Annotated in this window: 27 protein-coding genes; 15 read left to right on the plus strand and 12 right to left on the minus strand. The window is 71.8% G+C overall.

Annotated elements, in window-relative coordinates; all coding sequences use genetic code 11:
• Window positions 1–10 precede the first annotated feature (10 nt).
• Window positions 11–622 (plus strand): 5-oxoprolinase subunit PxpB, encoded by a 612-nt coding sequence (gene pxpB / locus FHX46_RS01730; protein WP_167110022.1) that lies wholly within the window; start codon window positions 11–13, stop codon window positions 620–622.
• A complete protein-coding gene (locus FHX46_RS01735) occupies window positions 619–1,476 on the plus strand; it encodes a 5-oxoprolinase subunit C family protein (protein WP_167110024.1) in 858 nt (285 codons plus the stop codon). Before pxpB ends, FHX46_RS01735 begins: the two co-directional genes overlap by 4 nt.
• On the opposite strand, the gene FHX46_RS01740 is transcribed toward FHX46_RS01735, so the two are convergent.
• Window positions 1,473–2,315: an aminodeoxychorismate lyase gene (locus FHX46_RS01740; protein ID WP_167110026.1), complete on the minus strand. Its 843-nt coding sequence runs from the start codon at window positions 2,313–2,315 to the stop codon at window positions 1,473–1,475. The genes FHX46_RS01735 and FHX46_RS01740 overlap by 4 nt on opposite strands.
• A 30-nt stretch (window positions 2,316–2,345) precedes the next feature.
• On the opposite strand from FHX46_RS01740, the gene ygfZ reads away from it, so the two are divergent.
• Together ygfZ and FHX46_RS01750 are read left to right on the plus strand one after the other, a co-directional pair.
• Window positions 2,346–3,473 carry a CAF17-like 4Fe-4S cluster assembly/insertion protein YgfZ gene (gene ygfZ / locus FHX46_RS01745; RefSeq protein WP_167110028.1) on the plus strand — a complete coding sequence of 376 codons (1,128 nt, stop codon included), beginning with the start codon at window positions 2,346–2,348 and terminating at the stop codon, window positions 3,471–3,473.
• 47 nt (window positions 3,474–3,520) lie between these two features.
• Window positions 3,521–4,081 carry an RsiG family protein gene (locus tag FHX46_RS01750; RefSeq protein WP_167110030.1) on the plus strand — a complete coding sequence of 187 codons (561 nt, stop codon included), beginning with the start codon at window positions 3,521–3,523 and terminating at the stop codon, window positions 4,079–4,081.
• Window positions 4,082–4,096: 15 nt separating this feature from the next.
• Here the strand turns inward: FHX46_RS01750 and FHX46_RS01755 are convergent, their stop codons facing one another.
• Window positions 4,097–4,996 carry a hypothetical protein gene (locus FHX46_RS01755; protein WP_167110032.1) on the minus strand — a complete coding sequence of 300 codons (900 nt, stop codon included), beginning with the start codon at window positions 4,994–4,996 and terminating at the stop codon, window positions 4,097–4,099.
• 198 nt (window positions 4,997–5,194) lie between these two features.
• Here FHX46_RS01755 and FHX46_RS01760 point away from each other — a divergent pair, with 198 nt between their 5' ends.
• From FHX46_RS01760 to FHX46_RS01770, 3 genes are all read left to right on the plus strand, one after another.
• Entirely contained in the window at window positions 5,195–5,401 is a 207-nt protein-coding gene (locus FHX46_RS01760) for a DUF3073 domain-containing protein (protein WP_167121005.1), read from the plus strand.
• Between the two features lie 97 nt (window positions 5,402–5,498).
• The gene (locus tag FHX46_RS01765; protein ID WP_167110034.1) at window positions 5,499–6,359 is read left to right on the plus strand and encodes a 3-hydroxybutyryl-CoA dehydrogenase; all 861 of its coding nucleotides are present in this window, start codon (window positions 5,499–5,501) and stop codon (window positions 6,357–6,359) included.
• A 2-nt stretch (window positions 6,360–6,361) separates the two neighbouring features.
• Window positions 6,362–7,252, plus strand: coding sequence for a Gfo/Idh/MocA family protein (locus FHX46_RS01770; protein ID WP_167110036.1), 891 nt, complete (start codon window positions 6,362–6,364; stop codon window positions 7,250–7,252).
• A 16-nt stretch (window positions 7,253–7,268) separates the two neighbouring features.
• Here FHX46_RS01770 and FHX46_RS01775 read toward each other — a convergent pair whose 3' ends face one another.
• A complete protein-coding gene (locus FHX46_RS01775; protein ID WP_167110038.1) occupies window positions 7,269–8,231 on the minus strand; it encodes a helix-turn-helix transcriptional regulator in 963 nt (320 codons plus the stop codon).
• 61 nt (window positions 8,232–8,292) lie between these two features.
• On the opposite strand from FHX46_RS01775, the gene FHX46_RS01780 reads away from it, so the two are divergent.
• Both FHX46_RS01780 and FHX46_RS01785 read left to right on the plus strand, forming a co-directional pair.
• On the plus strand, window positions 8,293–8,862 hold the full coding sequence (locus FHX46_RS01780) for a DinB family protein (RefSeq protein WP_167121006.1): 570 nt from the start codon (window positions 8,293–8,295) through the stop codon (window positions 8,860–8,862).
• A gap of 2 nt (window positions 8,863–8,864) precedes the next feature.
• Window positions 8,865–9,302, plus strand: a complete 438-nt coding sequence (locus FHX46_RS01785; RefSeq protein WP_167110040.1) for a VOC family protein — start codon at window positions 8,865–8,867, stop codon at window positions 9,300–9,302.
• Between the two features lie 55 nt (window positions 9,303–9,357).
• Here FHX46_RS01785 and arfB read toward each other — a convergent pair whose 3' ends face one another.
• From arfB to FHX46_RS01820, 7 genes are all read right to left on the minus strand, one after another.
• Window positions 9,358–9,795, minus strand: coding sequence for an alternative ribosome rescue aminoacyl-tRNA hydrolase ArfB (gene arfB / locus FHX46_RS01790; RefSeq protein ID WP_167110041.1), 438 nt, complete (start codon window positions 9,793–9,795; stop codon window positions 9,358–9,360).
• A complete protein-coding gene (gene purM / locus FHX46_RS01795) occupies window positions 9,776–10,846 on the minus strand; it encodes a phosphoribosylformylglycinamidine cyclo-ligase (protein ID WP_167102480.1) in 1,071 nt (356 codons plus the stop codon). Before purM ends, arfB begins: the two co-directional genes overlap by 20 nt.
• A gap of 29 nt (window positions 10,847–10,875) precedes the next feature.
• On the minus strand, window positions 10,876–12,396 hold the full coding sequence (purF, locus tag FHX46_RS01800) for an amidophosphoribosyltransferase (protein WP_167110043.1): 1,521 nt from the start codon (window positions 12,394–12,396) through the stop codon (window positions 10,876–10,878).
• Window positions 12,397–12,513: 117 nt separating this feature from the next.
• Window positions 12,514–12,891 (minus strand): hypothetical protein, encoded by a 378-nt coding sequence (locus FHX46_RS01805; RefSeq protein ID WP_167110045.1) that lies wholly within the window; start codon window positions 12,889–12,891, stop codon window positions 12,514–12,516.
• Window positions 12,878–13,117 (minus strand): DUF397 domain-containing protein, encoded by a 240-nt coding sequence (locus tag FHX46_RS01810; protein ID WP_167102489.1) that lies wholly within the window; start codon window positions 13,115–13,117, stop codon window positions 12,878–12,880. The genes FHX46_RS01805 and FHX46_RS01810 overlap by 14 nt, the downstream gene beginning before the upstream one ends.
• Window positions 13,118–13,342: 225 nt before the next feature.
• The gene (locus FHX46_RS01815) at window positions 13,343–14,221 is read right to left on the minus strand and encodes a helix-turn-helix domain-containing protein (protein ID WP_167110047.1); all 879 of its coding nucleotides are present in this window, start codon (window positions 14,219–14,221) and stop codon (window positions 13,343–13,345) included.
• An 85-nt stretch (window positions 14,222–14,306) separates the two neighbouring features.
• A complete protein-coding gene (locus FHX46_RS01820; protein ID WP_167110049.1) occupies window positions 14,307–14,687 on the minus strand; it encodes a sterol carrier family protein in 381 nt (126 codons plus the stop codon).
• 64 nt (window positions 14,688–14,751) lie between these two features.
• On the opposite strand from FHX46_RS01820, the gene FHX46_RS01825 reads away from it, so the two are divergent.
• From FHX46_RS01825 to FHX46_RS28735, 4 genes are all read left to right on the plus strand, one after another.
• Complete coding sequence (locus FHX46_RS01825; RefSeq protein WP_167110051.1) at window positions 14,752–15,375, plus strand: type VII secretion system-associated protein; 624 nt, start codon at window positions 14,752–14,754, stop codon at window positions 15,373–15,375.
• A gap of 94 nt (window positions 15,376–15,469) precedes the next feature.
• Window positions 15,470–16,303 (plus strand): lysozyme, encoded by an 834-nt coding sequence (locus FHX46_RS01830; RefSeq protein ID WP_167110053.1) that lies wholly within the window; start codon window positions 15,470–15,472, stop codon window positions 16,301–16,303.
• 189 nt (window positions 16,304–16,492) lie between these two features.
• Window positions 16,493–17,344 (plus strand): lysozyme, encoded by an 852-nt coding sequence (locus FHX46_RS01835; protein WP_167110055.1) that lies wholly within the window; start codon window positions 16,493–16,495, stop codon window positions 17,342–17,344.
• A gap of 156 nt (window positions 17,345–17,500) precedes the next feature.
• On the plus strand, window positions 17,501–18,607 hold the full coding sequence (locus FHX46_RS28735) for a hypothetical protein (RefSeq protein WP_167110056.1): 1,107 nt from the start codon (window positions 17,501–17,503) through the stop codon (window positions 18,605–18,607).
• Here FHX46_RS28735 and FHX46_RS01845 read toward each other — a convergent pair.
• The gene (locus tag FHX46_RS01845) at window positions 18,604–19,185 is read right to left on the minus strand and encodes a helix-turn-helix domain-containing protein (RefSeq protein ID WP_167110058.1); all 582 of its coding nucleotides are present in this window, start codon (window positions 19,183–19,185) and stop codon (window positions 18,604–18,606) included. The genes FHX46_RS28735 and FHX46_RS01845 overlap by 4 nt on opposite strands.
• A gap of 13 nt (window positions 19,186–19,198) precedes the next feature.
• On the opposite strand from FHX46_RS01845, the gene FHX46_RS01850 reads away from it, so the two are divergent.
• Window positions 19,199–19,711, plus strand: a complete 513-nt coding sequence (locus tag FHX46_RS01850; protein ID WP_313885996.1) for a GNAT family N-acetyltransferase — start codon at window positions 19,199–19,201, stop codon at window positions 19,709–19,711.
• 13 nt (window positions 19,712–19,724) lie between these two features.
• Window positions 19,725–20,774 carry a pentapeptide repeat-containing protein gene (locus FHX46_RS01855; RefSeq protein ID WP_167110062.1) on the plus strand — a complete coding sequence of 350 codons (1,050 nt, stop codon included), beginning with the start codon at window positions 19,725–19,727 and terminating at the stop codon, window positions 20,772–20,774.
• 3 nt (window positions 20,775–20,777) lie between these two features.
• Here FHX46_RS01855 and purL read toward each other — a convergent pair whose 3' ends face one another.
• Window positions 20,778–23,075, minus strand: coding sequence for a phosphoribosylformylglycinamidine synthase subunit PurL (gene purL / locus FHX46_RS01860; RefSeq protein WP_167110063.1), 2,298 nt, complete (start codon window positions 23,073–23,075; stop codon window positions 20,778–20,780).
• Between the last annotated feature and the right edge of the window lie 63 nt (window positions 23,076–23,138).

Below are 23,138 nucleotides of genomic sequence, written 5' to 3' on the forward strand. Positions count from 1 at the left end.
AGACGTGAGGATGCGCTGGCTGCGCTACGGCCCGGACGCCGCGCTCGTCGAGTGCGAGTCGCTGGCCGAGATGAGTGCCGTGCGTGCCGCCGTGGTCACCGCGGCCCTGCCCGATCTCGTCGAGGTCGTGCCCGGCGCGCGCACCGTGCTCATCGCCGCGCGTCCCGGTTCCACGGGTCTCGACGCCGCCCGCAGGCTCATCGAGTCGGCCGACCTGGAAGCGGTGGACGGCGGGGAGTCGCGGGAGATCACGATCGACGTCCGCTACGACGGCGAGGACCTCGACCTCGTGGCGCGGACCGCGGGCGTCACCGCCGACGAGGTGGTCGAGCTGCACACCGGCGCCACCTACACCGTCGCGTTCACCGGGTTCGCCCCCGGTTTCGGCTACCTCACCGGCCTGCCCGAGCCGCTCCAGCAGTCGCGATTGGACACCCCGCGCACGCGCGTGCCGGCCGGGTCGGTGGCGATCGCGGGCGAGTTCACCGGCGTCTACCCGCGCTCGTCGCCCGGCGGGTGGCGACTGCTGGGGCACACCGACGCCGTCCTGTTCGACAGCCGCGCGGAGCGGCCCGCGCTGCTCGCTCCCGGCGACCGGGTGCGGTTCCGGAGCGTCCGGTGAGCCGCGCGCTGGAGGTGGCCGCGACCGGGCCGCTCGCGCTCGTCCAGGACCTCGGCCGGTCCGGGCACGCCCACCTCGGCGTGCCGCCCTCCGGTGCCCTCGACGTGCCGGCGCTGCGGCTGGCCAACCGCCTGGTGGGCAACCCGGAGAGCGCGGCCGGGATCGAGGCGCTGCTCGGCGGGCTCACCGTGACGGCCCGCACGTCGTGCACGGTCGTCGTCACCGGGCCGCCGGTCGCGGTGGCGGTCGACGGCCGTCCGGCGGGCTCGCACGTGCCGGTCCACCTCGGCGCCGGGCAGACCCTGACCATCGGGCGGCCGGACACCGGCCTGCGCTGCTACCTGGCGGTCTCCGGCGGCATCGCCGTCGAACCCGAGCTGGGCAGCCGCTCCCGCGACGTGCTGTCCGGGATCGGCCCACCGCCACTGGAACCGGGCGTCGTGCTGCCGCTGGGCGCGCCGCACGGGATCCCGGCCGGCGCCGACACCGTCACCGCGCCGCCGAACCGGGCCGAGCTGGTCGTCCCGGTGGTCCTCGGCCCGCGCGACGACTGGTTCGGCGAGGCCGCCCACCAGTTGTCCGTGCCGTGGACGGTCACCAGCGAGTCGAACCGGGTCGGCCTGCGCCTGGACGGCCCCGCGCTGCGGCGGACCGCCGAGCGGGACGGTGCCGAACTGCCCAGCGAGGGTGTGATCACCGGCGCGATCCAGGTGCCGCCGAACGGGCTGCCGGTCGTGTTCCTCGCCGACCACCCCACGACCGGTGGCTACCCGGTGATCGCCGTGGTCGTGCCCCGGGCGCTGCCGGCGCTCGCGCAGGCCCGGCCGGGCACGACGGTTCGTTTCCGCCCTTAGGCGTAGAGGTTCTCGTATCCCTGGGCCAGCTCGGCGTGGATCGCCGAGGAGTCCGGCAGCGGGGTGCCGTCCAGCGTGTGCACCCGGGTCAGCTTGCGCACCGAGGACGCGAGGAACACCCCGTCCGCGCCGGCCAGGTCCGCGGTCCGGATCGTCTCGATCTTCGTCGACCAGCCGGCCCGCTCGGCGGCGCGGAACACCGCCGCCTGCGTGGTGCCGGGCAGGATGCCGATGGTTGCGGGCGGGGTGTAGAGCGTGTGGTCGCGCGCGACGATGACGTTCGACGTCGGCCCTTCCAGGACCGAGCCGTCCGTCGCCGTGAAGATCACGTCACCCGCGCCGCGGCGGGCGGCCTCCCGCCCTGCCGCCATGTTCACCGCGTACGACAGCGACTTGGCACCGAGCAGCAGCCACGGCGCGCGTTCGGCCAGGCCCGGGTCGATGCCGCGCTCCAGGGTCACCACGGCGACGCCTTCGTCGCGGGCCCGCAAGACCTTCGGGTCGATTTCGATGCCGAGCGCGAAGGCGGTCGGCTCGGCATCCGGTTCGACGCCGCGCGTGTACACGAGCTTCAGCGCGAACTCGCGGGTGCCGGACCAGTTGTCGATCACGGTCCGCGCCGCGCGCTGCCAGGCGGCGTCGTCCGGCTCCGGCATGTCCAGCATCGAGGCGGAGCGCGCCAGCCGGTCCAGGTGCGGGCGCAGCTCGCGGGCCGTGCCGTCGGCGACCAGGACCGTCTCGAAGATCCCGTCGCCGCGCATCAGGCCGAGGTCCTCGACGCGGATGTGCGGGGTGTCCGGGTCGGCCAGGGTGCCATCCAGAAAAGCGAGTACGCGCATGCGGTCACCGTACTCACCTAACATCGGGGTATGTCGCTCGTTTCTCCGCTCCTCGGCGCGCCGGGCGCCGTCCCGCCGCCGGACGACCACCCCGAGCAGGGCGTGCCCTGGCACTGGGGTGACCCGTTCGCCGAGCAGCGCACCGCCGCGCGTGGCGCCGCCGTGGTGGACCGCTCGCACCGCGAGGTGCTGGAGGTGACCGGGCCGGAGCGCCTGTCCTGGCTGCACCTGGTGATCTCGCAGCACGTCACCGAGCTGGCCGACGGCAGCGGTACCGAGGCGCTGGTACTGGACAGCCAGGGTCACGTCGACAGCCACATGGTGCTGGCGCACACCGGTGCGGCGGTGTACCTGGACACCGATCCCGGTCCGCAGGCCACCAGCGCGCTGCCGAAGGGCGGCAAGCAGACGCTGCGCGAGTACCTCGAGGCGATGAAGTTCTGGTCGCAGGTGGAGATCGCCGACGTCTCCGGTGAGCTCGCGATCCTCACCCTCCTCGGCCCGGATGCGGACCGGGTGCTGTCCGCAGTGGACGTCTCGCTCGGTGCCGAGCCGTACGCGGTGGTGCCGGTGGGCGGCGGTTTCGCCCGGCGCATGCCGTGGCCCGGCCGGTCCGCTGTGGACATCGCGGTGCCGCGCGACGAGCTGGCCGGGTGGTGGCGCCGCCTCACCGACGCGGGTGCCCGCCCGGCGGGCAGCTGGGCGTTCGACGCGCTGCGTGTCGAGTCGCTGCGGCCCCGCCTCGGGGTCGACACCGACGAGCGGACGATCCCGCACGAGGTGAACTGGATCGGCAGCGCCGCGCACGTCGCGAAGGGCTGCTACCGCGGGCAGGAGACGGTGGCGAAGGTGTTCAACGTCGGCCGCCCGCCGCGCCGGATGGTGCTGCTGCACCTGGACGGCTCACCGGAGATCTACCCCGAGACCGGTGACCCGGTGAAACTCGGCGACCGCGTGGTGGGCCGGGTCGGCAGCGTGGCGCAGCACCACGAGCTCGGGCCGATCGCCCTGGCGCTGCTCAAGCGGTCCACCCCGGCGGACGCCGAGTTGCTGGCCGGTGCCGAGGACCGGGTGGTGCAAGCCGCGGTCGACCCCGATTCGGTGCCCGCGGAGGGCGCCGCGCCGGGCCGGGAGGCGGCCGCACGGCTGCGCGGGTGACCGCACCCGCCCTGGCGCCGGGGCCGGGTATGGAGCACTATGTCCCGGTGATCGAAGTCCGGCCGGGCGGGCGCCGTCGCATCGACCGTGTCCTGGACCCCGCCTACGTGCGGGGCCTCGCCGAGCTGTCGCTCGAGCAGCTGCGGGCACGCCGTGACGAGGCCGCCCAGGAGGAGACTGATCTCTCCTACCTGCGGCGATTGCTGCACGCCCGGATCGACATCGTGCGGGCCGAGCAGGAGCGCCGCCGCTCCGGCGGGAGCAGCATCGTCGACCAGCTCGCCACGATCCTGTCGGACAACGCGCTGCGTCCGGCCCGTGGTTCGGGCCGGCACCAGCAGCTGGAGCCTTCGCGCGCCGGCGAGTACCGGCGCCAGGCCGAGGCGCTGGTGGGCAACGCGGACCTGACCGACGTGGGCGCGTTGTCCGACGCGAAGCTGGCCGGCACGCTGGAGGACTACCGCGGCGAGGAGGCGTCGGTGTCCCTGCGGCGGCGCGAGGTGCAGGACGTGGTGGACCAGCTGAACGCCGAGATCGCCGCCCGCTATGCGCGGGGCTCGGCGAACGTCGACGACCTGCTGGCGGCCGAACGCGCCGAGGACAGCTAGAGCGTTCCGCCGTGCTCAGTTGAAGTGCTCGCGGGCGGCCAGCTCGTTCCAGTGGTCGCGCAGATCGGTGAACAGCTCGGCGATCTGTTCGACGTCGCCGGTGCGGAGGGCGTCCATGATGCTGTGCACCTCCTCGGCGCTGGTGTCCGACTCCAGGACGGGATCGGGGATCAGCTGCACCAGCCCGCCGTAGTCGAGCTCCACCGCCGAGCCGGGGTCGAAGTTGGTCAGCCACCGCTCGGTCTCGGCCAGGATCAGGGCCGGGCCGGAGTCGCCGAGGGTCTCCTCGACCAGTTCACGCGCCTCGGCCACGCGCCGGGTCGCGTCGCTCATCGCCACCCGCCACGAGACCTCGCGCCCGGGGTCGTCCGGCCCGGAGCCGAGGTTCAGCCGCCGGTGCTTCGGGTCGACCAGGGCGAACCACGGCAGCGGCACGGTCCAGGTCGTGGACAGGACGTGGACCGCGGCCTGCGGCAGGTCGCCGAGCGCCGAGCTGGCCCTGGCCTTGAGCTTCTCCTCGCTCGCGCCCGTCGCGTCCAGCACCGTGGCGTGCAGCGCCGGGTGCGCGTCGCCGAGGAAGCTCACCAGCGCGGCGGCCGAGCGGGCGCGCACCTCCAGTGGGCACACGAGCGGGCCGGGCCCGACCTGCGCGCCGCTGTCCGTCGGGACCTCCGCCGGGTCGAGCACCAGCACGTCGCGGTTCGGCAGCGCCCGCCCGCCGGGCAACTCGCCCGGGAGCAGCCGGACCGGCGTAGCGGTCTGTGACTTCAACCACATGAGCTGCTCGCGCTCGGCGGCGGAGGCACGGGTCAAGCGGGCCTGTTCCACCGCTTTCCGCAGTTCGGGCGGAGGGGGATCGCCGAACGCGGACAGGGGTTCGTACACCCGGAGGTAGGCCACGAACGGTCGGAGCACCGTTGAATCGTGGCACGTCCACGCGTGCTCGCGTCCACCGACCGGCGCAATCCCGGCAACTGTCGTGACAAGCACACGAAGCCACGTCGCACTGGACCCCCCGGACAGGGTACGGTGTCAGCAAGAACCAATTGTCGAGACGATGCGGGGCCGCCGATTCCCCCGGCCGCCCCGTTCCCTGTGCGAGGGGGTCGAGCCATGGGGCGCGGCCGGGCCAAGGCCAAGCAGACGAAGGTGGCGCGAGAGCTCAAGTACAGCACTCCCGACACAGATTTCGCTGCGCTTCAGCGCGAGCTGTCAGGACAGTCCTCCAATTCTCATCCTCATGACGAGGACGAGAAGTACGAGGACCCGTACGACCCGTACGCCGACGAGGACGACGAGGACGACGGCTACCGTCGTTGACGTCTGATCAGCACACGAGGGTGGGGCCGGCGCTGACCGGAACCCGCCCTCGTGTGCTGTGTCATGCCTCGGCCGGCGCTGGAACTGGAGAGGTGCGATGGCGGACATCCAGCGGGTGGGCGTGGTCGGAGCCGGGTTGATGGGCTCCGGGATCGCCGAGGTGCACGCACGGGCCGGTGTGGACGTGACGGTCGCCGAGGTGAACCAGCCTGCGCTGGACGCCGGCCGGGCCCGCATCGAGAAGTCGCTGCGGCGTGCCGTCAAGGCGGGCAAGCTCGCCGACGAGGACGCGGACGCGGCTCTCGGCCGCCTCACCTTCACCACCGATCTGGCGTCCTTCGCCGACCGCGACCTCGTGATCGAGGCCGTGCTCGAGCAGGAGCAGGCCAAGGTCGAGGTGTTCCGCTCGCTGGACGAGATCGTCGAGCGGCCGGACGCGATCTTCGCCTCCAACACCTCCTCCATCCCGATCACGAGGCTGGGCACCGCCACGAGCCGCCCGCAGCAGGTGATCGGCATCCACTTCTTCAACCCGGTCCCGGTGCTACCGCTGGTCGAGTTGGTGCCCTCGCTGCTGACCGGTGAAGACACGATCGAGCGCGCGGACGCGCACGTGACCGGGTCGCTGGCGAAGACCGTGATCCGCTCGCCGGACCGGGCCGGGTTCGTCGTGAACGCGCTGCTGGTGCCGTACCTGCTGTCGGCGATCCGGATGGTCGAGTCCGGCGTCGCGTCCGCCGAGGACGTCGACCGCGGCATGGAGCTGGGCACCGCGCACCCGATGGGGCCGCTGCGCCTGTCCGACCTGATCGGGTTGGACACCGTCAGGGCGATCGCGGACTCGATGTACGCCGAGTTCAAGGAGCCCCTCTACGCGCCGCCACCGCTGCTGCTGCGCATGGTCGACGCCGGGCTGCTGGGCAAGAAGAGCGGCCGCGGCTTCTACACCTACGGCTGATCGTGGACGAACCACTGCGCGTCGGGCTGGTCGGCGCGGGTCCGTGGGCCCGCACCGTGCACGCGCCCGGCCTGGCCGACCACCCCGCGACGCGGTTGACCGCGGTCTTCACCCGGCGTGCCGAGGCCGCCCGCGAACTGGCCCAGCCCTACGACGCCGACGTCTGCACCAGCCTGGACGACCTGCTTGGCCGGGTGGACGCCGTCGCGTTCGCGGTGCCGCCGGCGACGCAGGCGGAGCTGGCGGTCGAGGCGGCCGGGGCCGGCAAGCACCTCATCCTGGAGAAGCCGATCGCGGCCGATGTCGCGGGCGCCGAGCGGCTGGCCGAAGCGGTGTCCACGGCGGGTGTGGCGAGCCTGGTGATGCTCACCCTGCGCTACGCGACCGCGACCCGGGACTGGCTGGCCGGGCTCGCTGCGGCCGGCGCCTGGAGCGGCGGCGGGGTGCGGTGGCTGTCGGGCGGCCTGCTCGGCGGGCCGTACGCCTCGTCGCCGTGGCGGCAGGCGGACGGCGGCACGCTCGCCGATGTCGGGCCGCACGCGTTCGACCTGCTCGACGCCGCGCTCGGCGGGATCGAGCGGGTGACGTCCGCGCACCGCGGGCCGCACGACCTCTGGCACGTGGTGTTCGAGCACGAGGGCGGTGCGCTGAGCTCGGCGACGTTGTCCCTGCGGATGCCCCTGCGGCCGACGGTGGTCGAGTTCGTCGTGTACGGCGAGCACGGCTACCGCACGCTGGGCCGCCAGGACGGCGGAGCGGGCCAGTCGTTCACCGCGATGCTGGACGACTTCGCGGCGATGATCGACACCGGCACCACCACCCACCCCTGCGACGTCCGCCGCGGCCTGCACCTCCAGCGGTTGCTGGAGACTGCCCGGTCGCTCGCCGCCTAGCGTCGGGTCCGCGCGCTCACCCGCCTCGGGTGGCCATTGCCGCGACGCGTTCGGCGAGGCGGGCCGCGGCCGCGCGCAGCTCCGGCGGTTCGAGGATTTCGGCCTCGAACCCGAGCCGGGCGACGTGCACGGCCAGCCAGTCCGGATCGTCCCCACCCGCCAGGAGCACGCACCACCCGTCGCGGTCCTCCTCGACGCGCCCGATCTGCGGCGGCACCAGGTCCCGCACCTCCTCGGCCGTCGCGTGCAGCCGCACCCGGGCCAAGTAGCGGTACGGCGCCGCGGTGACCGACCGCTGCACGTAGGCGACCGGGTCCGGGTGCTGCCGCGGCCGGAACCGCCAGGTCGTGGCCACCACCTCGTGCATCCGGTCCAGCCGGAAGGTGCGCCAGTCGTCCCGGTCGACGTCCCAGGCCATCAGGTACCAGCGGCGGTTGGTGGCGACCATCCGCACCGGCTCGACCGTCCGCTCCGCTTCCGCGCCGCGGCGGTCCGCGTAGCGGAACCGCACCCGCACCGCGTCCCGGCAGGCGCGGGCGAGGGTGACCAGCAGCTCGGCGTCGATCTCCACTCCCGCAGCGGCCAGCGTCTCGGTGGCGCCGTGCACCGCCCGCACCTCCGCGCGCAGTCGCGGCGGCATGACCTGGTCGAGCTTGGCGAGCACCCGCAGTGCCGCCTCACCGGCACCGACGACCGTCCCGCCGGTGGCCAGCCGCAGCGACACGGCCGTCGCGATCGCTTCCTCGTCGTCCAGCAGCAGCGGAGGCAACCGCGTGCCCGCGCCGAGCTGGTACCCGCCGCCGACGCCCGCGGTCGCGTGCACCGGGTAGCCCACCGCGCGCAGCCGTTCCACGTCGCGGCGCACGCACCGGTCGGTGACACCCAGCTCGGCGGCGAGCTCGGCCGCGGTCCACGACGGCCGCCGCTGTAGCAGTGCCAGCAACCGCAGCACCCGTTCGGTGGTCGCTTCCACGCTCATAACCGAATGGTTCCACAGATCGCGGAACATAACTGTCCGCAATATGCGGGAGGCTGACCGCATGAACTGGAACCCGCTGCTGCGCGAGCAGATCACCGCGCACTGGAGCACGCAGCTGCGCGACCGCCTGGAGGGCCTCACCGACGACGAGTACTTCTGGGAGCCCGCCCCCGGGTGCTGGAGTGTGCGCCCGCGCGGCACGAGCACCGCGCCGGTGCAGGCCGGATCCGGGTCGATGACCATCGACTTCGCGATGCCGCAACCCGAGCCCGCGCCGGTCACCACGATCGCGTGGCGGCTGGGGCACGTGATCGTCGGCATCCTCGCGACCCGCAACGCCCTGCACTTCGGCCGCACGCCCACCGACTACCAATCCTTCGAGTACGCACCCGGTGCGAAGGAAGCACTGGCCCAGCTCGACGAGGAGTACGCCACCTGGGTGGCCGGTGTCGAATCCCTCGGCGAGGCCGGCCTCGCGCGCCCGTGCGGCGAGGCGGAGGGACCGTTCGCCGAGCAGCCGATGGCGGCGCTGGTCCTGAACATCCACCGCGAACTGATCCACCACCTGTCCGAGGTGTGCCTGCTGCGCGACCTGCACCTGCACACCCGGACCCGTCCGGAGGCGAACTGAGCATGGCACGCGACCTACAGATCACCTTCGACTGCGCCGACCCCGCGGGGCTGGCCGTGTTCTGGGCCGAGGCGCTCGGCTACCAGGTGCAGGGCCCGCCCGCCGGGTTCGAGTCGTGGGAGCAGGCGCTCGACGCGATGGGCGTGCCCCCGGAACGGCGCAACGACGCCTCCGCCGTGGTCGACCCGGACGGCGCCGGGCCACGGCTGTTCTTCCAGCGGGTGCCCGAAGGCAAGCAGGTGAAGAACCGGGTGCACCTGGACGTGCGCGCCGCTCCCGGTCTCCAGGGCGACGAGCGGATGGCTGCGCTGGAAGCGGAGGCCGACCGGCTGGTCGCCCACGGCGCGAAGCGCCTCGAACGCTTCGAGCCGCACCCGCCGTTGGGCGCCGGGCACCTCGTCATGGCCGACCCGGAGGGCAACGAGTTCTGCCTGGACTGACCGCCGGGCCGGAGCCCGGTGCATCTCGCTGCTCGTGACCCCGCCGAGGGCCGGGCTAGTCGCCGTACTGGCCGCGGCGGCCGCGTTTCACGTCGCTCCGGCGCTTCTTCGCCGCCAGCCGTCGCTCCTTCGCGCCACGCGACGGTTTGGTGGGGCGCCGGGGTGGCGGGGGCGGTGCGGCCGCCGCGCGCAGGGCCGCGGCCAGCCGCTCCCGCGCGGCCTCCCGGTTGGCCAGCTGGGCGCGGTGTTCACTGGCCGCGATGGTGAGCACGCCGTCGGTCAGCCGGGACCGCAACCGCTCCAGCAGCCGCGGCCGCAGGTCCTCCGGGATCGCGGGGGACCGGGCCACGTCGAACGACAGCTCGACCCGCGAGTCCGTGGTGTTGACGCCCTGGCCGCCCGGCCCGGACGAGCGCGAGAAGCGTTCGCGCAGCTCGGCGGCCGGGATCACCAGCCGCCGGGACACGTGCAGGTCAGAACCGGGGGTGGTCACCGCTCAGCACGGCGCGCGGTGCGTCGCTGTCCTCGGTCGTGCGGATCTCGCCCAGCACCCAGGCCGGCACGTGCCGGGCGGTGAGCACGGCCAGCGCGCGGTCGACGTCCTCGGACCCGACCACCGCGACCATACCGACGCCCATGTTGAACGTCTTCTCCATCTCGGCCCGGTCGACCTTGCCGCGCTGCTGGATCAACGCGAACACCGGCGCCGGCGTCCACGTGCTGCGTTCCAGCTCGGCGCGCAGCCCGGCGGGGATCACCCGCGCCAGGTTCGCCTCCAGACCGCCCCCGGTGACGTGCGCGAAAGTGCGGACGTCGGCCTCGGCGGCGAGGGCCAGGCAGTCCTTGGCGTAGATGCGGGTCGGTTCGAGCATCTCCTCGCCGAGGGTGCGGCCGAACTCCTCGACGTGCCCCTCCAGCGGCATCCGGGCGATCTCCAGCAGCACGTGCCGGGCCAGCGAGTAGCCGTTGGAGTGCAGCCCGGACGCGCCCATGCCGATGACCACGTCACCCGGGCGCACCCGCTCCGGCCCGAGCACCTCGGACGCCTCGACCACGCCCACCCCCGTGGCGGAGATGTCGTAGTCGTGCTCGCCCATCAGGCCCGGGTGCTCGGCGGTCTCGCCGCCCAGCAGCGCACAGCCCGCCTGGACGCAGCCCTCGGCGATGCCGGCGACCAGCGCGGCGATCTTCTCCGGCACCACCTTGCCGACCGCGATGTAGTCCTGCAGGAACAGCGGCTCGGCGCCGGTCACCACCAGGTCGTCCACGACCATCGCGACGAGATCGATGCCGACCGTGTCGTGCTTGTCGAGCGCCTGCGCGACCGCGATCTTCGTGCCCACGCCGTCGGTGGAAGAAGCGAGCACCGGCTCCTTCCACCGGTCGAGCTTGAGCGAGAACAACCCGGCGAACCCGCCGACCCCGCCCAGCACCTCGGGCCGGCTCGCGCGCTCCGCGTGCGGCTTCAGCAGCTCGACGGCCTGGTCACCGGCCTCGATGTCGACGCCGGCGGCGGCGTAGGTGGCGCTGGTGGACTCGCTCACGGCAAGCGGACTCCTGAACTCGACGGAACTCACGGACGCCGGACGGCATCCTCAGCACCGTACCCGGCCTGGGTGACCGTCCGGGCAGCCGCATCCGCGGAGTCCAGTCCCTCCAGCACGTACTTGCCGATGAGGGCGTCGTCGGGCAGCGGGATCGGGTACTGGCCGTCGAAGCAGGCCGTGCACAACCGGGTCTTGGGCTGTTCGGAGGCCGCGACCAGGCTGTCCAGCGACACGTAGCCCAGCGAGTCCGCGCCGATCAGGCGGCGGATGCCCTCCAGGTCGGCGCCGTTGGCCACGAGTTCGGCACGCGAGGCGAAGTCGATGCCGTAGAAGCACGGCCACCGCACCGGCGGCGACGCGATCCGGACGTGCACCGCGACGGCGCCGGCCTCGCGCAGCATCCGCACCAGGGCGCGCTGGGTGTTGCCGCGGACGATCGAGTCGTCCACCACGACCAGCCGCTTGCCGCGGATGACGTCGCGCAGCGGGTTCAGCTTCAACCGGATGCCCAGCTGGCGGATGGTCTGCGACGGCTGGATGAAGGTGCGGCCGACGTAGCCGTTCTTGACCAGGCCCTGGCCGTACGGGATGCCGGACGCCTGCGCGTAGCCGATCGCGGCGGGCGTGCCGGACTCCGGCACCGGGATGACCAGGTCGGCCTCCGCCGGGTGCTCGGCCGCGAGCCGTTTGCCGATCTCGACGCGGGTGCCGTGCACGCTGCGGCCGGCGATGGAGGTGTCCGGGCGGGCCAGGTACACGTATTCGAAGATGCAGCCCTTGGGTTCCGGGCTGGCGAAACGCGCGGACCGCAGGCCCTCGGCGTCGATCGCGATCAGCTCACCGGGCTCGACCTCGCGGACGAACGACGCGCCCACGATGTCCAGGGCGGCGGTTTCGCTCGCCACCACCCAGCCGCGCTCGAGCCGGCCCAGCACCAGCGGCCGCACGCCGTGCGGGTCGCGCGCCGCGTAGAGCGTCGACTCGTCGGCGAAGACCAGGCAGAACGCGCCGCGCAGGGTGGGCAGCAGTTCCAGGGCCGCGGCCTCGGTGCCCTTGTCCGCGGCGGCGTCCGCGAGCAACCCGACGACCAGGTCGGAGTCGCTGGAGGAACCGGTCAGCTCGCCGTGCGGCTTGAGCCCCGCGGCGCGGGTGCGGTCCCGCAGCTCGGCGGCGTTGACCAGGTTGCCGTTGTGGGCGAAGGAGATGCCGCTGCCGGTCGCGGTGTGCCGGAACATCGGCTGGGCGTTCTCCCAGGTCGAGGACCCGGTGGTGGAGTACCGGCAGTGCCCGACCGCGATGTGCCCCTGCAACGAGGAGAGCACCTGCTCGTCGAACACCTGGCTGACCAGGCCGAGGTCCTTGAAGACCACGATCTGCTTGCCGTCGGAGACCGAGATGCCGGCGGCTTCTTGCCCGCGGTGCTGAAGCGCGTACAGGCCGTAGTAGGCCATCTTGGCGACTTCTTCACCGGGGGCCCAGACGCCGAAGACACCGCACTCTTCTCGCGGTTCACGTTCGGGCTGGTCGTCGATGTGGTGGGAAACCACGAAAGTGCTCCCTGGAGACGAGGGCAGGCCTACTCAAGTGTAGATCCTGACCGATCGGTGTGGCCCCCCGTGATCAGTGGCGCTGGCCACGGTGCCGGTCTCCCCTGGTGAGCGGTGTCAGCTCGCGGCGAGCCAGGTGGCCCGGCCGGTGCCGGTGGGCACCCAGCAGCCGCTGCGCGCGGGCGGCTGGGCGGGGGCCGCCGTGTCGTCCGGCAGCGCGAGCAGTTCGTCCAGCACCGGCTGGGCAGCGCCGGACGTGCGCCACAGCACGGTCCGCGGCGCGAGGATGTCCTCCTCGCCGCCGGGCATCCGGGTGGCGACGACGTCGTCCTCGGCGTTGAGGCGGACGACGTCGATGACCGAGTCGTGGGCGCGGACGCCGACGACCGCGATCACGGCGCCCTTCGCGTCCCGCGGGTGCACGAACTGGTAGCCACGGGCGATCAGGTCCTGCAGCAGGTCGTCGATCGACCTGGGGGCGTCAGTGGAGGACATCGTCGAACTCGCCGTCCTTCGCGCCCGCGACGAAGGCTGCCATCTCGTCCCGGGTGTAGATGAGTGCCGGCCCGTCCGGGAAGCGCGAGTTCCGGACGGCGAAGGTGTCCGCGGTGAGCCGGGCGACTTCGACGCAGTTGCCGTTGGCCCCGCTGCGCGCGCTCTTGCGCCAGGTCGCGCTGGTCAGACCGCCGGCGGGCATCCCGTTCACGAACTGGTCAGCCATACTTCCCCCAACCTTCGGGTCAGTGCATCTGCGTGGTGCAAATGCACGTGCACTGGCCTTGTGGTGATCACGCTACCACCGGTTACTGCATGGGTAAATGCACGTGCAATTGGCAGCGCAGGCCGGAATCGCAGGGTGAGGAATGGTGCGAATCAGGCCACTCGATCGGGTGACGAGAACTGGCCTTGCTGGCCTTGTTCGATCACCTGCGGTCAGAATTCCCGATCAGAGCTCGGCCCGCTTCTTCAGCAGCATCTGACGCGTGCGATCCGGGGTCTCCGCGTCCACCGTGAGCCGGTCGAAGGCGCGGCCGTACACCTCGAGGTCTTCCGGTTTCTCCAGGTAGGACGCGCCGTTGAGGTGCTCCACGTAGGCGATGTTCGGCAGGTCCGGCTCGGCGAACTGGAGCAGCGAGAAGGCGCTTTCCGCCGCGAACCCGCTCAGGTCGAACGGGACGATCTGCAGCGCGATGTGCGGCAGTTCGGTCAGCTCCAGGAGCTTGTCGATCTGCTCGCGCAGCACACCGGCACCCCCGATCGGGCGTTCCAGGACGGCCGCGTCGAGGACAGCCCACACCCGCGGCGGTTTCGGGCCGGTCAGCACCTTCTGGCGGCGCATCCGCAGGCCCACCTTGCGTTCGGTGTCCTCGTCCCGGCTGTCCGGGTCGCCGTGGCTGACCACCGCCCGCGCGTACCGCTCGGTCTGCAGCAGGCCGGGCACGAACATCAGCTCGTAGGTGCGGATGCGGAAGGCGGCCTCCTCCAGCCCGATGTAGTTGTCGAACCAGCTGGGCACCAGGTCGTTGTAGGGCTGCCACCAGCCGGGCTGGTTGGACTCCTTGACCATCTGCACGGCCCACGCGCGCTCGGCCGGGTCGTGCACGCCGTACATCGTCAGCAGGTCGGTGACGTCGCGTTCCTTGAACCCGACCCGGCCGAGCTCCATCCGGCTGATCTTCGACTCGGACGCGCGGATCTCCCACGCCGCCGTGGCCCGCGTGATGCCGGCCTTCTCGCGGAGGCGGCGCAGCTGGGTGCCGAGGATCATCCGGCGCGCGGTCGGGCCGGTGCCCGGTTCGGAGCCGGGGAGGTCGATGGGAGCCATCAAGGACCCTTCCTCGCAGGAATCACCGGCTATCCAAGTTACATCGCGGCAGGACGCAGTCAAGAGCGGTGTGGTGCAGGGGCCGTTACAGCCGCACCAGCGGCAACCAGTGCCCGAGGTCGGCCCGGGTCCCGGACGCGGTGACCCGGCCCTCCCGCAGCGCGTCCGTCCACTCCAGACGTCCGGTGGCCAGCTCCAGCCAGGTCCGCGGGTCGGTCTCGACCACGTTCGGCGGCGTCCCGCGGGTGTGGCGTGGCCCCTCGACGCACTGCACGGCCGCGAACGGGGGCACGCGCACCTCCACGCTGCGGCCGGGCGCGTCCTGGGCGAGGGTGCGCAGGCTCAGCCGGACGGCGGCGGCCAGTGCCGGCCGGGCGGGCTGGCCGGCTTCTCCGCTCAACCAAGCCGAAACGGCCTGCAGGGCGGTACGCAATTCGGCAGGGTCAACCGGACGCGGTGCGGGCATGATCAGACAGTAGAGTGCACGGGAGCACACTGAGCACAGCGACGCGGAAACACGGGGTTCGCACATGGCGCAGCGGGACGAGGCAGATCGGCTTCTACCCAATCCTCAGCCCGAGCACAAGCCGGGCAAGCCCAAGATCACCGAGGAGATGCGCGCCAACGCCAGGGCGAACCCGAACAGCTGGCTCTACGTGATCGACGAGGCGTTCGACCCGCACGGGCCGGTGCCGTCGTGGGCCGTCGTCGGGGCCTACCCGGTGAACGGGAGCGGCGACATCGTGGAGGACTTCCACCCCAACGATCGTTACCGGCCGTCGCCCAAGGCCCTCGGTTTCCCGGAACCGCGCAACGACCTGGAGCGCCTGCTGCAGCTGGTGCGGACCAATCACCGGCCGGCGAGCGACCTGCCGCCGGTGATCCTCGACGCCACGCTGTTCGTCTACGCGCTGGCCCCCATGCAGCGGACGGTCATCGGGTTCCACAACACCGACGGCCGCGTCCTCGTGCCGGCCTACACCGCCAAGTCGCTGGTGCCGCCGGAGTGGCCGCACGCCCGCGCGGTGCTCGGCCGCGACATGGTGCCGCTGCTCGCCGGGCACGCGGTCGCGATCAACCCGCACGACGTGGTGACCGCGGTCGTCCCGGCCGAGCACCTGGTGGCCGCGCTCGAGCAAGAGCAAAAAGACTAAACATTCCGCGCGGCGAAGCCAGTCGCATCACGCTTTCGAGGTAAGTCGACTCGCAAAAAGACTTCCATAGAGGCATCGTGACGACCATCGGAGGATGGGAGTCGCCGTGCGATTGTGGAGTTCTGAACTGCGCCTGGGCACGCTCCTCGTGTCCGTGGCATTGGGGACGACGGCGCTGTGCGGAGCCGGGGCGTCCACCGCGTCCACACCGGACTACTCGAAGGCGGAGGGCACCTTCGCCGGATCGCAGATCGCCGCGGTCGAAGGCACCGGGGACCCGCCCCGGTTCGCCGCGGACGCCGGGGCCCTCGGGCACGACGTGAGCGGGCACCAGGGCGAGGTGAACTGGCCGGGCGCCTGGGGAGCGGGCGGCCGGTTCGTCTACGTCAAGGCGACCGAGGGCACCGGCTTCATCAACAAGCAGTTCGCCCAGCAGTACAACGGCTCCTACCAGGTCGGCATGGTCCGCGGCGCCTACCACTTCGCGCGCCCGGACGTGTCCGGCGGCCGCGCGCAGGCCGAGTACTTCCTCGCGCACGGCGGCGGCTGGTCGCCGGACGGGCGGACGCTGCCCGGCGCGCTCGACGCGGAGTACAACCCGTACGGCGACGCCTGTTACGGGCTCGACCCGGCGCGGATGGTGGCCTGGCTGCGCGAGTTCTCCGACACCTACCACGCCCGCACCGGGCGATTCCCGGTCATCTACACGTCCACCAACTGGTGGAACCGGTGCACCGGGAACAACGCGGAGTTCGCGCAGTCGAACCCGTTGTGGATAGCGCGGTACCAGCCGACGATCGGTCCGTTGCCCGCCGGCTGGACGCGCCAGTTCATCTGGCAATTCGCGGACTCGGGCGCGCTGCCCGGTGACCAGAATCTGTTCAACGGCGCACTGGACCAGGTCAAGGGATTCGCCGCGAACAACTAATGGCGTAATCCAGTCGAGTTACGACCAAAGTCGGGCGGTCACCGGCAACAGGCACGAATCATCTGCCGGTAACCGTCAATTCACGGGATTCGGTGACATCACAGGTTTTCGTCACCAAGAATCTCGTCCGGGGCGGTCTCCCTGCACACCGGACCGCCCACCGCGAGGGCACAGGAAAGGACTCCGGTCATGTCTGCTCCACAGAAGAGATGGTGGCGGTGCGCCGCGTCCGCCGCCGCGTCCGCCGCCGTGCTCGTGGTCGGCGCACTGGCCCCGGCCGGTGCGGCGCCACGCACCGTCGACGGGATGCCGACCGACGACTACGTCGCTCGTTACGACCACCCGATGGGTTCCCAGATCAGGCGCGTCGAGGGCGACCATTCGACGCCGGAGACGCAGGCGATCGCCGGCGGGGACCTGGTCGCGTCGGTCGAGGGCATCGACGTGAGTGGCCACCAGGGCAACGTCGACTGGGCGGGTTACTGGGGCCAGGGGAAGCGCTTCGCCTACGTCAAGGCGACCGAGGGCACCTACTACACCAACCCGTACTTCGCCCAGCAGTACAACGGTTCCTACAACATCGGCATGATCCGCGGCGCCTACCACTTCGCCACCCCGGACAACGCTTCCGGCGCCACGCAGGCCAACTACTTCGTCGACCACGGCGGAGGCTGGTCCGGGGACGGCAAGACGCTGCCGGGCGCGGTCGACATGGAGTACAACCCGTACGGCTCCACCTGTTACGGCCTGTCGAAGGGGGCGATGACCGGGTGGATCAAGGACTTCAGTGACACCTACCACGCCCGCACTGGGCGCTACCCGGTGATCTACACCAGCACCAGCTGGTGGAGCCAGTGCGTCGACGGGGCGTTCGCCACGACCAACCCGCTGTGGGTGGCGCGGTACTCCTCGAGCGTGGGCGCGCTGCCGTACAACTGGGGGTTCCACACGTTCTGGCAGTACACCTCCAGTCCGATCGACCAGAACACCTTCAACGGCGCCTACGACCGGCTGCAGGTTCTGGCTACCGCCCGCGACTGAGCGGGTACTGCCGCCCGACGTGGCGGGTCTCTCGTCGCTTTCGCCGGTTTCGCCAGGCAGAATGCCCGTGATCAGTGCACGATGTCCGGGCATGGTGGAACCAGGTTCGGCGTCGATACGTCCGAGCAGGGCGTAGCGATCAGGAAGGCGACGTCGATGACCTACCCACCCCAGCCGGGACAGCCGGAATACGGGCAGCAGCCAGATCCGCACGCCCAGCAGCCAGATCCGCACGGCCAGCAGCCGGGCGCCTACCCCCAGTCGGGGGACTTCCCGCAGCAGGGTGGGCAATACGGCCAGCAATACCCGGGCCAGCAGCCCTACGGCCAGCCCGAGTACGGCCAGCAGCCTTACGGTCAGACCGAGTACGGCCAGCAGCCCTACGGTCAGCCCGGGTACGGCCAGCAGTACCCGGGCTACGACCCCAACTACCCGCAGACGGCGCAGTTCGGTTACGGCGCCCCGCCGCCCGGGGGTGGCGGCAGCAAGAAGGGGCTCTGGATCGGCCTGTCGGTCGGTCTCGTCGTGGTGCTCGCGGCGCTCGGCATCACCGGCTTCTGGGCGCCCGGCTTCTTCCTCGGCAGCGACGACGGGCCGCAGGCCACCGCGCAGCAGCTCATCGACGGGATCCAGAAGCACGACAAGGCCGCGCTCACGGCGCTGAAGTGCGCGAACGCCGACGGTGACGTCCAGGACACGATCGACTCGGTCAACGAGGTCGAGAGCGTCCGCATCGGGCAGGTCAAGCAGAACGGCGACAGCGCAACGGTCGACTTCACCGGCACCGCGTCGGGTGAGCAGGGCACCGGCACCGCCACCCTCGCGAGGGTCAACGGCAAGTGGTGCTGGAAGAGCGTGCAGACCCAGCGGGTCAACACCGGTTCCTCGACCCGGTCGTCCTCCTCGCGGTCGAGCCGCAGCAGCAGCTCTTCGTCGAGCTCGTCGTCCGGCAGCAGCACCGGGGGCACCGGCGGCAGCAACGGCAAGGCCATGGTCGAGGACTTCCTGGCCAAGATGGCCGCGGGTGACGTGAACGGTGTGAGCGCGCTGGTCTGCACCGACGCCACGCAGGACAACAAGGACGACGCGCGGGAGGCGGCCGAGAAGCGCGCCAACGTGCGGCCGACCTACGACAACGCCACCGACCGGATGGTGTCCGGCGACCTGAGCGGCACTCAGCAGGGCGAGCAGGTGACCGGACTGTTCTTCGCGGAGAACTTCGACGGCGCGGGCTTCTGCATCTCGGTGTTCGGGGTCTTCTAACCGCGGGATCGGCGGCCGAGGCCGGGGCGCCTCGGCCGCATGATCAGCGCCGCGACGTAGTACGTGCAGGGCGTCGCGGCGCGGTTGGCGTAGGAGAGGGTGACGTCCGCCGCGAGGTAGAGCGAGTCACCCTCGCCCAGTTCCAGGGTCTGCTCATCGATCGTGAGGGTGAGCAGGCCCTGCTGCACGTACAGGAACTCGTGCGAACCCGCCGCGTAGGGCGGGTAGGTGCCGGCCTCGCAACCGGGCGGCAACGTCGACCGGATCCACTCGAAGTTCACGCCGGGCACGACGGGCGTGAGGATGGTCCGCCGCCACCCGCCCGGTTCGTCGACCACGTCTTGGTCCGCGGCCCGGCGGACCACCATCCGCACCGGCTCGGTGAGCAGGTCCGTCAGCGGCAGCCCGAGCCCGTCCGCGATGCGGTCGAGCACCACCACCGTCGGCGCCTTCGCGCCACGCTCCACCGCGGACAGCATGCTGACGCTCACCGCGGACCGGTCGGCCAGCGCCTGCAGGGTCATCCCGCGGTCCGTCCGTGCGGCCTGAATGCGTCGGCCCAGTGCGGCGAGGTTCATGTATTCTATAGTAGTGGTTGATTCTCCTATCGTGAAATCGGTGGTGTCGGCCGATCTGCCGTCGATCGCCGAGATCTACGCCGGTTACGTGCGCGGCAGCACCGCGACGTTCGAACTGGACCCCCCGGACCTGGCCGAATGGACCCGCCGCTGCACCGCCGTGACGGACGCCGGCCTGCCGTTCCTGGTGGCCGAGCTGGACGGCCGCGTCGCCGGGTACGCGTACTGCTCGCCGTGGAAGCCACGCCCGGCCTACCGGCACACCGCGGAGAACTCGATCTACCTCGCGCCGTGGGCGACCGGCCGTGGTGTGGGCGGCGTACTGCTGGACGCGCTCCTGGACAGCTGCCGGGAAGTCGGCCTGCGCGAGGTGATCGCGGTGATCGCCGACCCGGAGCGCAACCCCGCCTCCCCCGCGCTGCACCGCCGCCGCGGCTTCGCCGACATCGGGGTGCTGCGCAACGTCGGCTACAAGCACGACCGCTGGCTGGACACGCTGCTGCTCCAGAAGAGCCTCGCCGGCTAGCTACAGTTCGGCCATGGAAGATCGCCGCGGGCCCTTGCTCGTCACGATCCTGACAGCGGTTGCGCTGCTGGCCGGGGTGAGCGGCTGGCTGCTGACCGACCCGGCCACCAGCCGGGCGGACGCGTTGCGCACCGGCGGGCTGGCCAGTGGCGCGGTGGTCGCGTTGTACGCGTTGTGGCTCAACGACCGCCGGCGCCGCGTCGAGGAGCGCCGCCAGGAAACCGAACGCCAGCGGCACGAGCTGGAACTGCTCCGCGCGGAACGCGACCGCGAACGCGTGACCGACGAACGCTTCGCGAAGTCCGTCGAGCTGCTCGGCTCCGAGGCCGACCAGGTCCGCGTCGGCGCGATGCACGCGCTCGCCGGGCTCGCCCGCGGCAATCCCGGCTACACCCAGACGGTGCTGGACGTGCTCTGCTCCTACCTGCGGCGCCCCTTCCCCCACCCGGCGTACGGCGACGACACCGACGAGGCCGACGCGAACCGCGAGCACCAGGTGCGGCTGACGGCGAAACGGCTGATCCGGCACCTGCTGCCGCACGTCTCCACACCCGACGCACCCGTGTACGACCTCGACCTGACCGGTGCCAGGGTGACGCGGCTGAACCTGTCCGAACGGGTCGTCGGTCAGGTCCTGCTGGAGCACGCGGAGCTCCAGCACGTCACCCAGCTCATGGGTACGCGGTTCCGCCGGCGCGCCTACTTCACCGGGGTCCGGCCCGGCGACGGCCTGTACCTGACCGGGGCCGAGTTCGAGGACACCGCGGTCTTCTCGGAGATGGTTTCCGCGCACGACGTCGTCCTCGACGGCGCCCGCTTCCGCGCCGGCCTGAGCCTCGCCGGGGCGGAAGTGGCGGGGCGCCTGTCGCTGCGGGACGCGGCGGTGGACGGCGGCCTGTACCTGTCCGGGGCGCGGTTCACCGGGGACGCCGACCTCCGGCTCGCCCGCGAGCCCGGCACCGTCGACTTCGCCGGTGCCGAGGTCGACCAGGCGCGGGAGGTCCGCCTTCCCGCGACCTGGTCGCTCGAACCGTCGGCCGGAGGCCGCGCCCGGCTCGGCTGAACCTCAGTCGAACAGCTTGGGCAGCGTGCCCTCGAACGCCTCACGCAGCTCTTCGAAGCCGAAGGTCGCCACGCCCTGGATCTCCAGGCCGCCCGCCTCCGGGTCCACCACGCCGGCCTTGCGCCACGGCAGCCCGCGCGCGGTGCACATCTCGGTGAACCGCAGCTCCTCCGTGCGCGGCACCGCGACCAGCACGCGCCCGGTCGACTCCGAGAACAGCTGCACGAACGGGTCGGCGTCCTCGTCCAGCAGGGCCCGCGCACCGCACTGCCCCACCAGCACCATCTCCACCAGCGCCTGCGCCAGCCCACCGTCGGACAGGTCGTGCGCGGCCGAGATCATGCCGTCCCGCGAACCGGCGACCAGGACCTCCGCCAGCAGCCGCTCGCGGTCCAGGTCGACCTTCGGCGGCAGACCGCCCAGGTGGCCGTGGATGACGTGCGCCCACGCCGAACCACCGAACTCGTCGTGCGTCTCGCCCAGCAGCAGCAGCGTCTCACCGGCCTCGGCGCCGATCCCGGTGGGAATGCGCCGCCGCACGTCGTCGATCACGCCGAGCACACCGACCACCGGTGTGGGCAGGATCGCGGTGTCCCCGGTCTGGTTGTAGAAGCTCACGTTCCCGCCGGTCACCGGGACGCCCAGCTGCGCGCACCCGTCCGCGATGCCGTGCACGGCCTGCTCGAACTGCCACATCACGCCCGGGTCGGTCGGCGCGCCGAAGTTCAGGCAGTCCGTCACGGCCAGCGGGGTGGCGCCCGTGGTCGCCACGTTGCGGTACGCCTCCGCGAGCGCGATCTGCGCGCCGGCGTACGGGTCGAGGTAGACGAACCGGCTGTTGCAGTCGGTCGACACGGCCACGCCGCGGCCGGTCTCCTCGTCGATCCGGATCATGCCGCCGTCGGCCGGCTGCGCCAGCACGGTGTTGCCGCGCACGTACCGGTCGTACTGGTCGGTGACCCAGTCCTTCGACGCCTGGTTCGGCGACGACACCACCTTCAGCAGCGTCTCGCGGAGCTCGTCCGGGGTGGACGGGCGGTGCAGCTCGTCCGGGGTGTCCGCCTGCAAGGCGTCCTGAGTGGACGGACGGGCGACGGGCCGGTCGTACACCGGGCCCTGGTGCGCCACGGTGCGCGGCGGCACGTCCACCACGGTCTCGCCGTGCCACGTCACCACCAGGTGCTCGCCGTCGGTGACCTCGCCGATCACCGTGGCGATCACGTCCCACTTCGCGCACACCGCGAGGAACTCGTCCACCTTGGACGGCTCGACCACCGCGCACATCCGCTCCTGCGACTCGCTGGAGAGGATCTCCGCCGGGGTCATCCCCTCGGCGCGCAGCGGCACCTGGTCCAGCTCGATCCGCATGCCGCCGTCACCGGCCGCGGCCAGCTCGGACGTCGCGCAGGACAGCCCGGCGCCGCCCAGGTCCTGGATACCGACGACCAGCTTCTCGGCGAACAGCTCCAGGCAGCACTCGATGAGCACCTTCTCGGTGAACGGGTCACCCACCTGGACGCTCGGCAGCTTCTTGCGGCCGCCCGTCGTGGATCCGGTCCCGTCTTCGGTGAAGACGTCACTGGCCAGCACCGACACGCCGCCGATGCCGTCCAGACCGGTCCGCGCCCCGAACAGGATGATCTTGTTGCCGGTGCCCGACGCGAACGCCAGGTGCAGGTCCTCGACCCGCATCGCGCCCACGCACAGCGCGTTCACCAGCGGGTTGCCCGCGTAGCTGGCGTCGAACGCGACCTCGCCGCCGATGTTCGGCAGACCCAGGCAGTTGCCGTACCTGGCGACGCCGGCCACCACACCCGGCAGCACGCGGCGGGTGTCCGGCGCGTCGGCCGGGCCGAAGCGCAGCGAATCGGCCACCGCGAGCGGCCGCGCGCCCATCGCGAGGATGTCGCGCACGATGCCGCCGACACCCGTCGCGGCACCCTGAAAGGGCTCCACATAGGACGGATGGTTGTGGCTCTCCACCTTGAACGTGACCGCCCAGCCGTCACCGATGTCGACCACGCCGGCGTTCTCGCCGATGCCGGCGAGCATCTTCGACCGCATCTCCTCGGTGGTGGTCTCACCGAAGTAACGCAGGTGCTTCTTCGACGACTTGTACGAGCAGTGCTCGCTCCACATCACCGAGTACATGGCCAGTTCGGCGTCCGTCGGCCGCCTGCCCAGGATTTCGCGGATGCGCGCGTACTCGTCGTCGGCGAGCCCGAGCTCGCGGTAGGGCTGGGGCAGGTCCGGCGTTTCCGCGGCCCGCTCGGTCGTGTCGATGGCCAGGGTGTCGGTCACGGGTCCCAGGGTACTTGCAGCGCTCTGACCGGCCGAAAATCGGTGGTGTCAGGTGAGCCGGCG

The sequence above is a fragment of the Amycolatopsis viridis genome (assembly GCF_011758765.1).
Taxonomy (GTDB): domain Bacteria; phylum Actinomycetota; class Actinomycetes; order Mycobacteriales; family Pseudonocardiaceae; genus Amycolatopsis_E; species Amycolatopsis_E viridis.

What these genes read in the sequence shown, in the direction of transcription:
- FHX46_RS01830 (WP_167110053.1), top strand. Translation starts at nt 15,470, where the DNA reads ATGGGAGTCGCCGTGCGATTGTGGAGTTCTGAACTGCGCCTGGGCACG.
- FHX46_RS01740 (WP_167110026.1), bottom strand. Translation starts at nt 2,315, where the DNA reads ATGCGCGTACTCGCTTTTCTGGATGGCACCCTGGCCGACCCGGACACC.
- FHX46_RS01815 (WP_167110047.1), bottom strand. Translation starts at nt 14,221, where the DNA reads ATGGCTCCCATCGACCTCCCCGGCTCCGAACCGGGCACCGGCCCGACC.
- FHX46_RS01820 (WP_167110049.1), bottom strand. Translation starts at nt 14,687, where the DNA reads ATGCCCGCACCGCGTCCGGTTGACCCTGCCGAATTGCGTACCGCCCTG.
- FHX46_RS01805 (WP_167110045.1), bottom strand. Translation starts at nt 12,891, where the DNA reads ATGTCCTCCACTGACGCCCCCAGGTCGATCGACGACCTGCTGCAGGAC.
- FHX46_RS01785 (WP_167110040.1), top strand. Translation starts at nt 8,865, where the DNA reads ATGGCACGCGACCTACAGATCACCTTCGACTGCGCCGACCCCGCGGGG.
- FHX46_RS01760 (WP_167121005.1), top strand. Translation starts at nt 5,195, where the DNA reads ATGGGGCGCGGCCGGGCCAAGGCCAAGCAGACGAAGGTGGCGCGAGAG.
- FHX46_RS01765 (WP_167110034.1), top strand. Translation starts at nt 5,499, where the DNA reads ATGGCGGACATCCAGCGGGTGGGCGTGGTCGGAGCCGGGTTGATGGGC.
- FHX46_RS01775 (WP_167110038.1), bottom strand. Translation starts at nt 8,231, where the DNA reads ATGAGCGTGGAAGCGACCACCGAACGGGTGCTGCGGTTGCTGGCACTG.
- FHX46_RS01810 (WP_167102489.1), bottom strand. Translation starts at nt 13,117, where the DNA reads ATGGCTGACCAGTTCGTGAACGGGATGCCCGCCGGCGGTCTGACCAGC.
- ygfZ (WP_167110028.1), top strand. Translation starts at nt 2,346, where the DNA reads ATGTCGCTCGTTTCTCCGCTCCTCGGCGCGCCGGGCGCCGTCCCGCCG.
- pxpB (WP_167110022.1), top strand. Translation starts at nt 11, where the DNA reads ATGCGCTGGCTGCGCTACGGCCCGGACGCCGCGCTCGTCGAGTGCGAG.
- FHX46_RS01825 (WP_167110051.1), top strand. Translation starts at nt 14,752, where the DNA reads ATGGCGCAGCGGGACGAGGCAGATCGGCTTCTACCCAATCCTCAGCCC.
- FHX46_RS01845 (WP_167110058.1), bottom strand. Translation starts at nt 19,185, where the DNA reads ATGAACCTCGCCGCACTGGGCCGACGCATTCAGGCCGCACGGACGGAC.
- FHX46_RS01835 (WP_167110055.1), top strand. Translation starts at nt 16,493, where the DNA reads ATGTCTGCTCCACAGAAGAGATGGTGGCGGTGCGCCGCGTCCGCCGCC.
- FHX46_RS01780 (WP_167121006.1), top strand. Translation starts at nt 8,293, where the DNA reads ATGAACTGGAACCCGCTGCTGCGCGAGCAGATCACCGCGCACTGGAGC.
- FHX46_RS28735 (WP_167110056.1), top strand. Translation starts at nt 17,501, where the DNA reads ATGACCTACCCACCCCAGCCGGGACAGCCGGAATACGGGCAGCAGCCA.
- FHX46_RS01855 (WP_167110062.1), top strand. Translation starts at nt 19,725, where the DNA reads ATGGAAGATCGCCGCGGGCCCTTGCTCGTCACGATCCTGACAGCGGTT.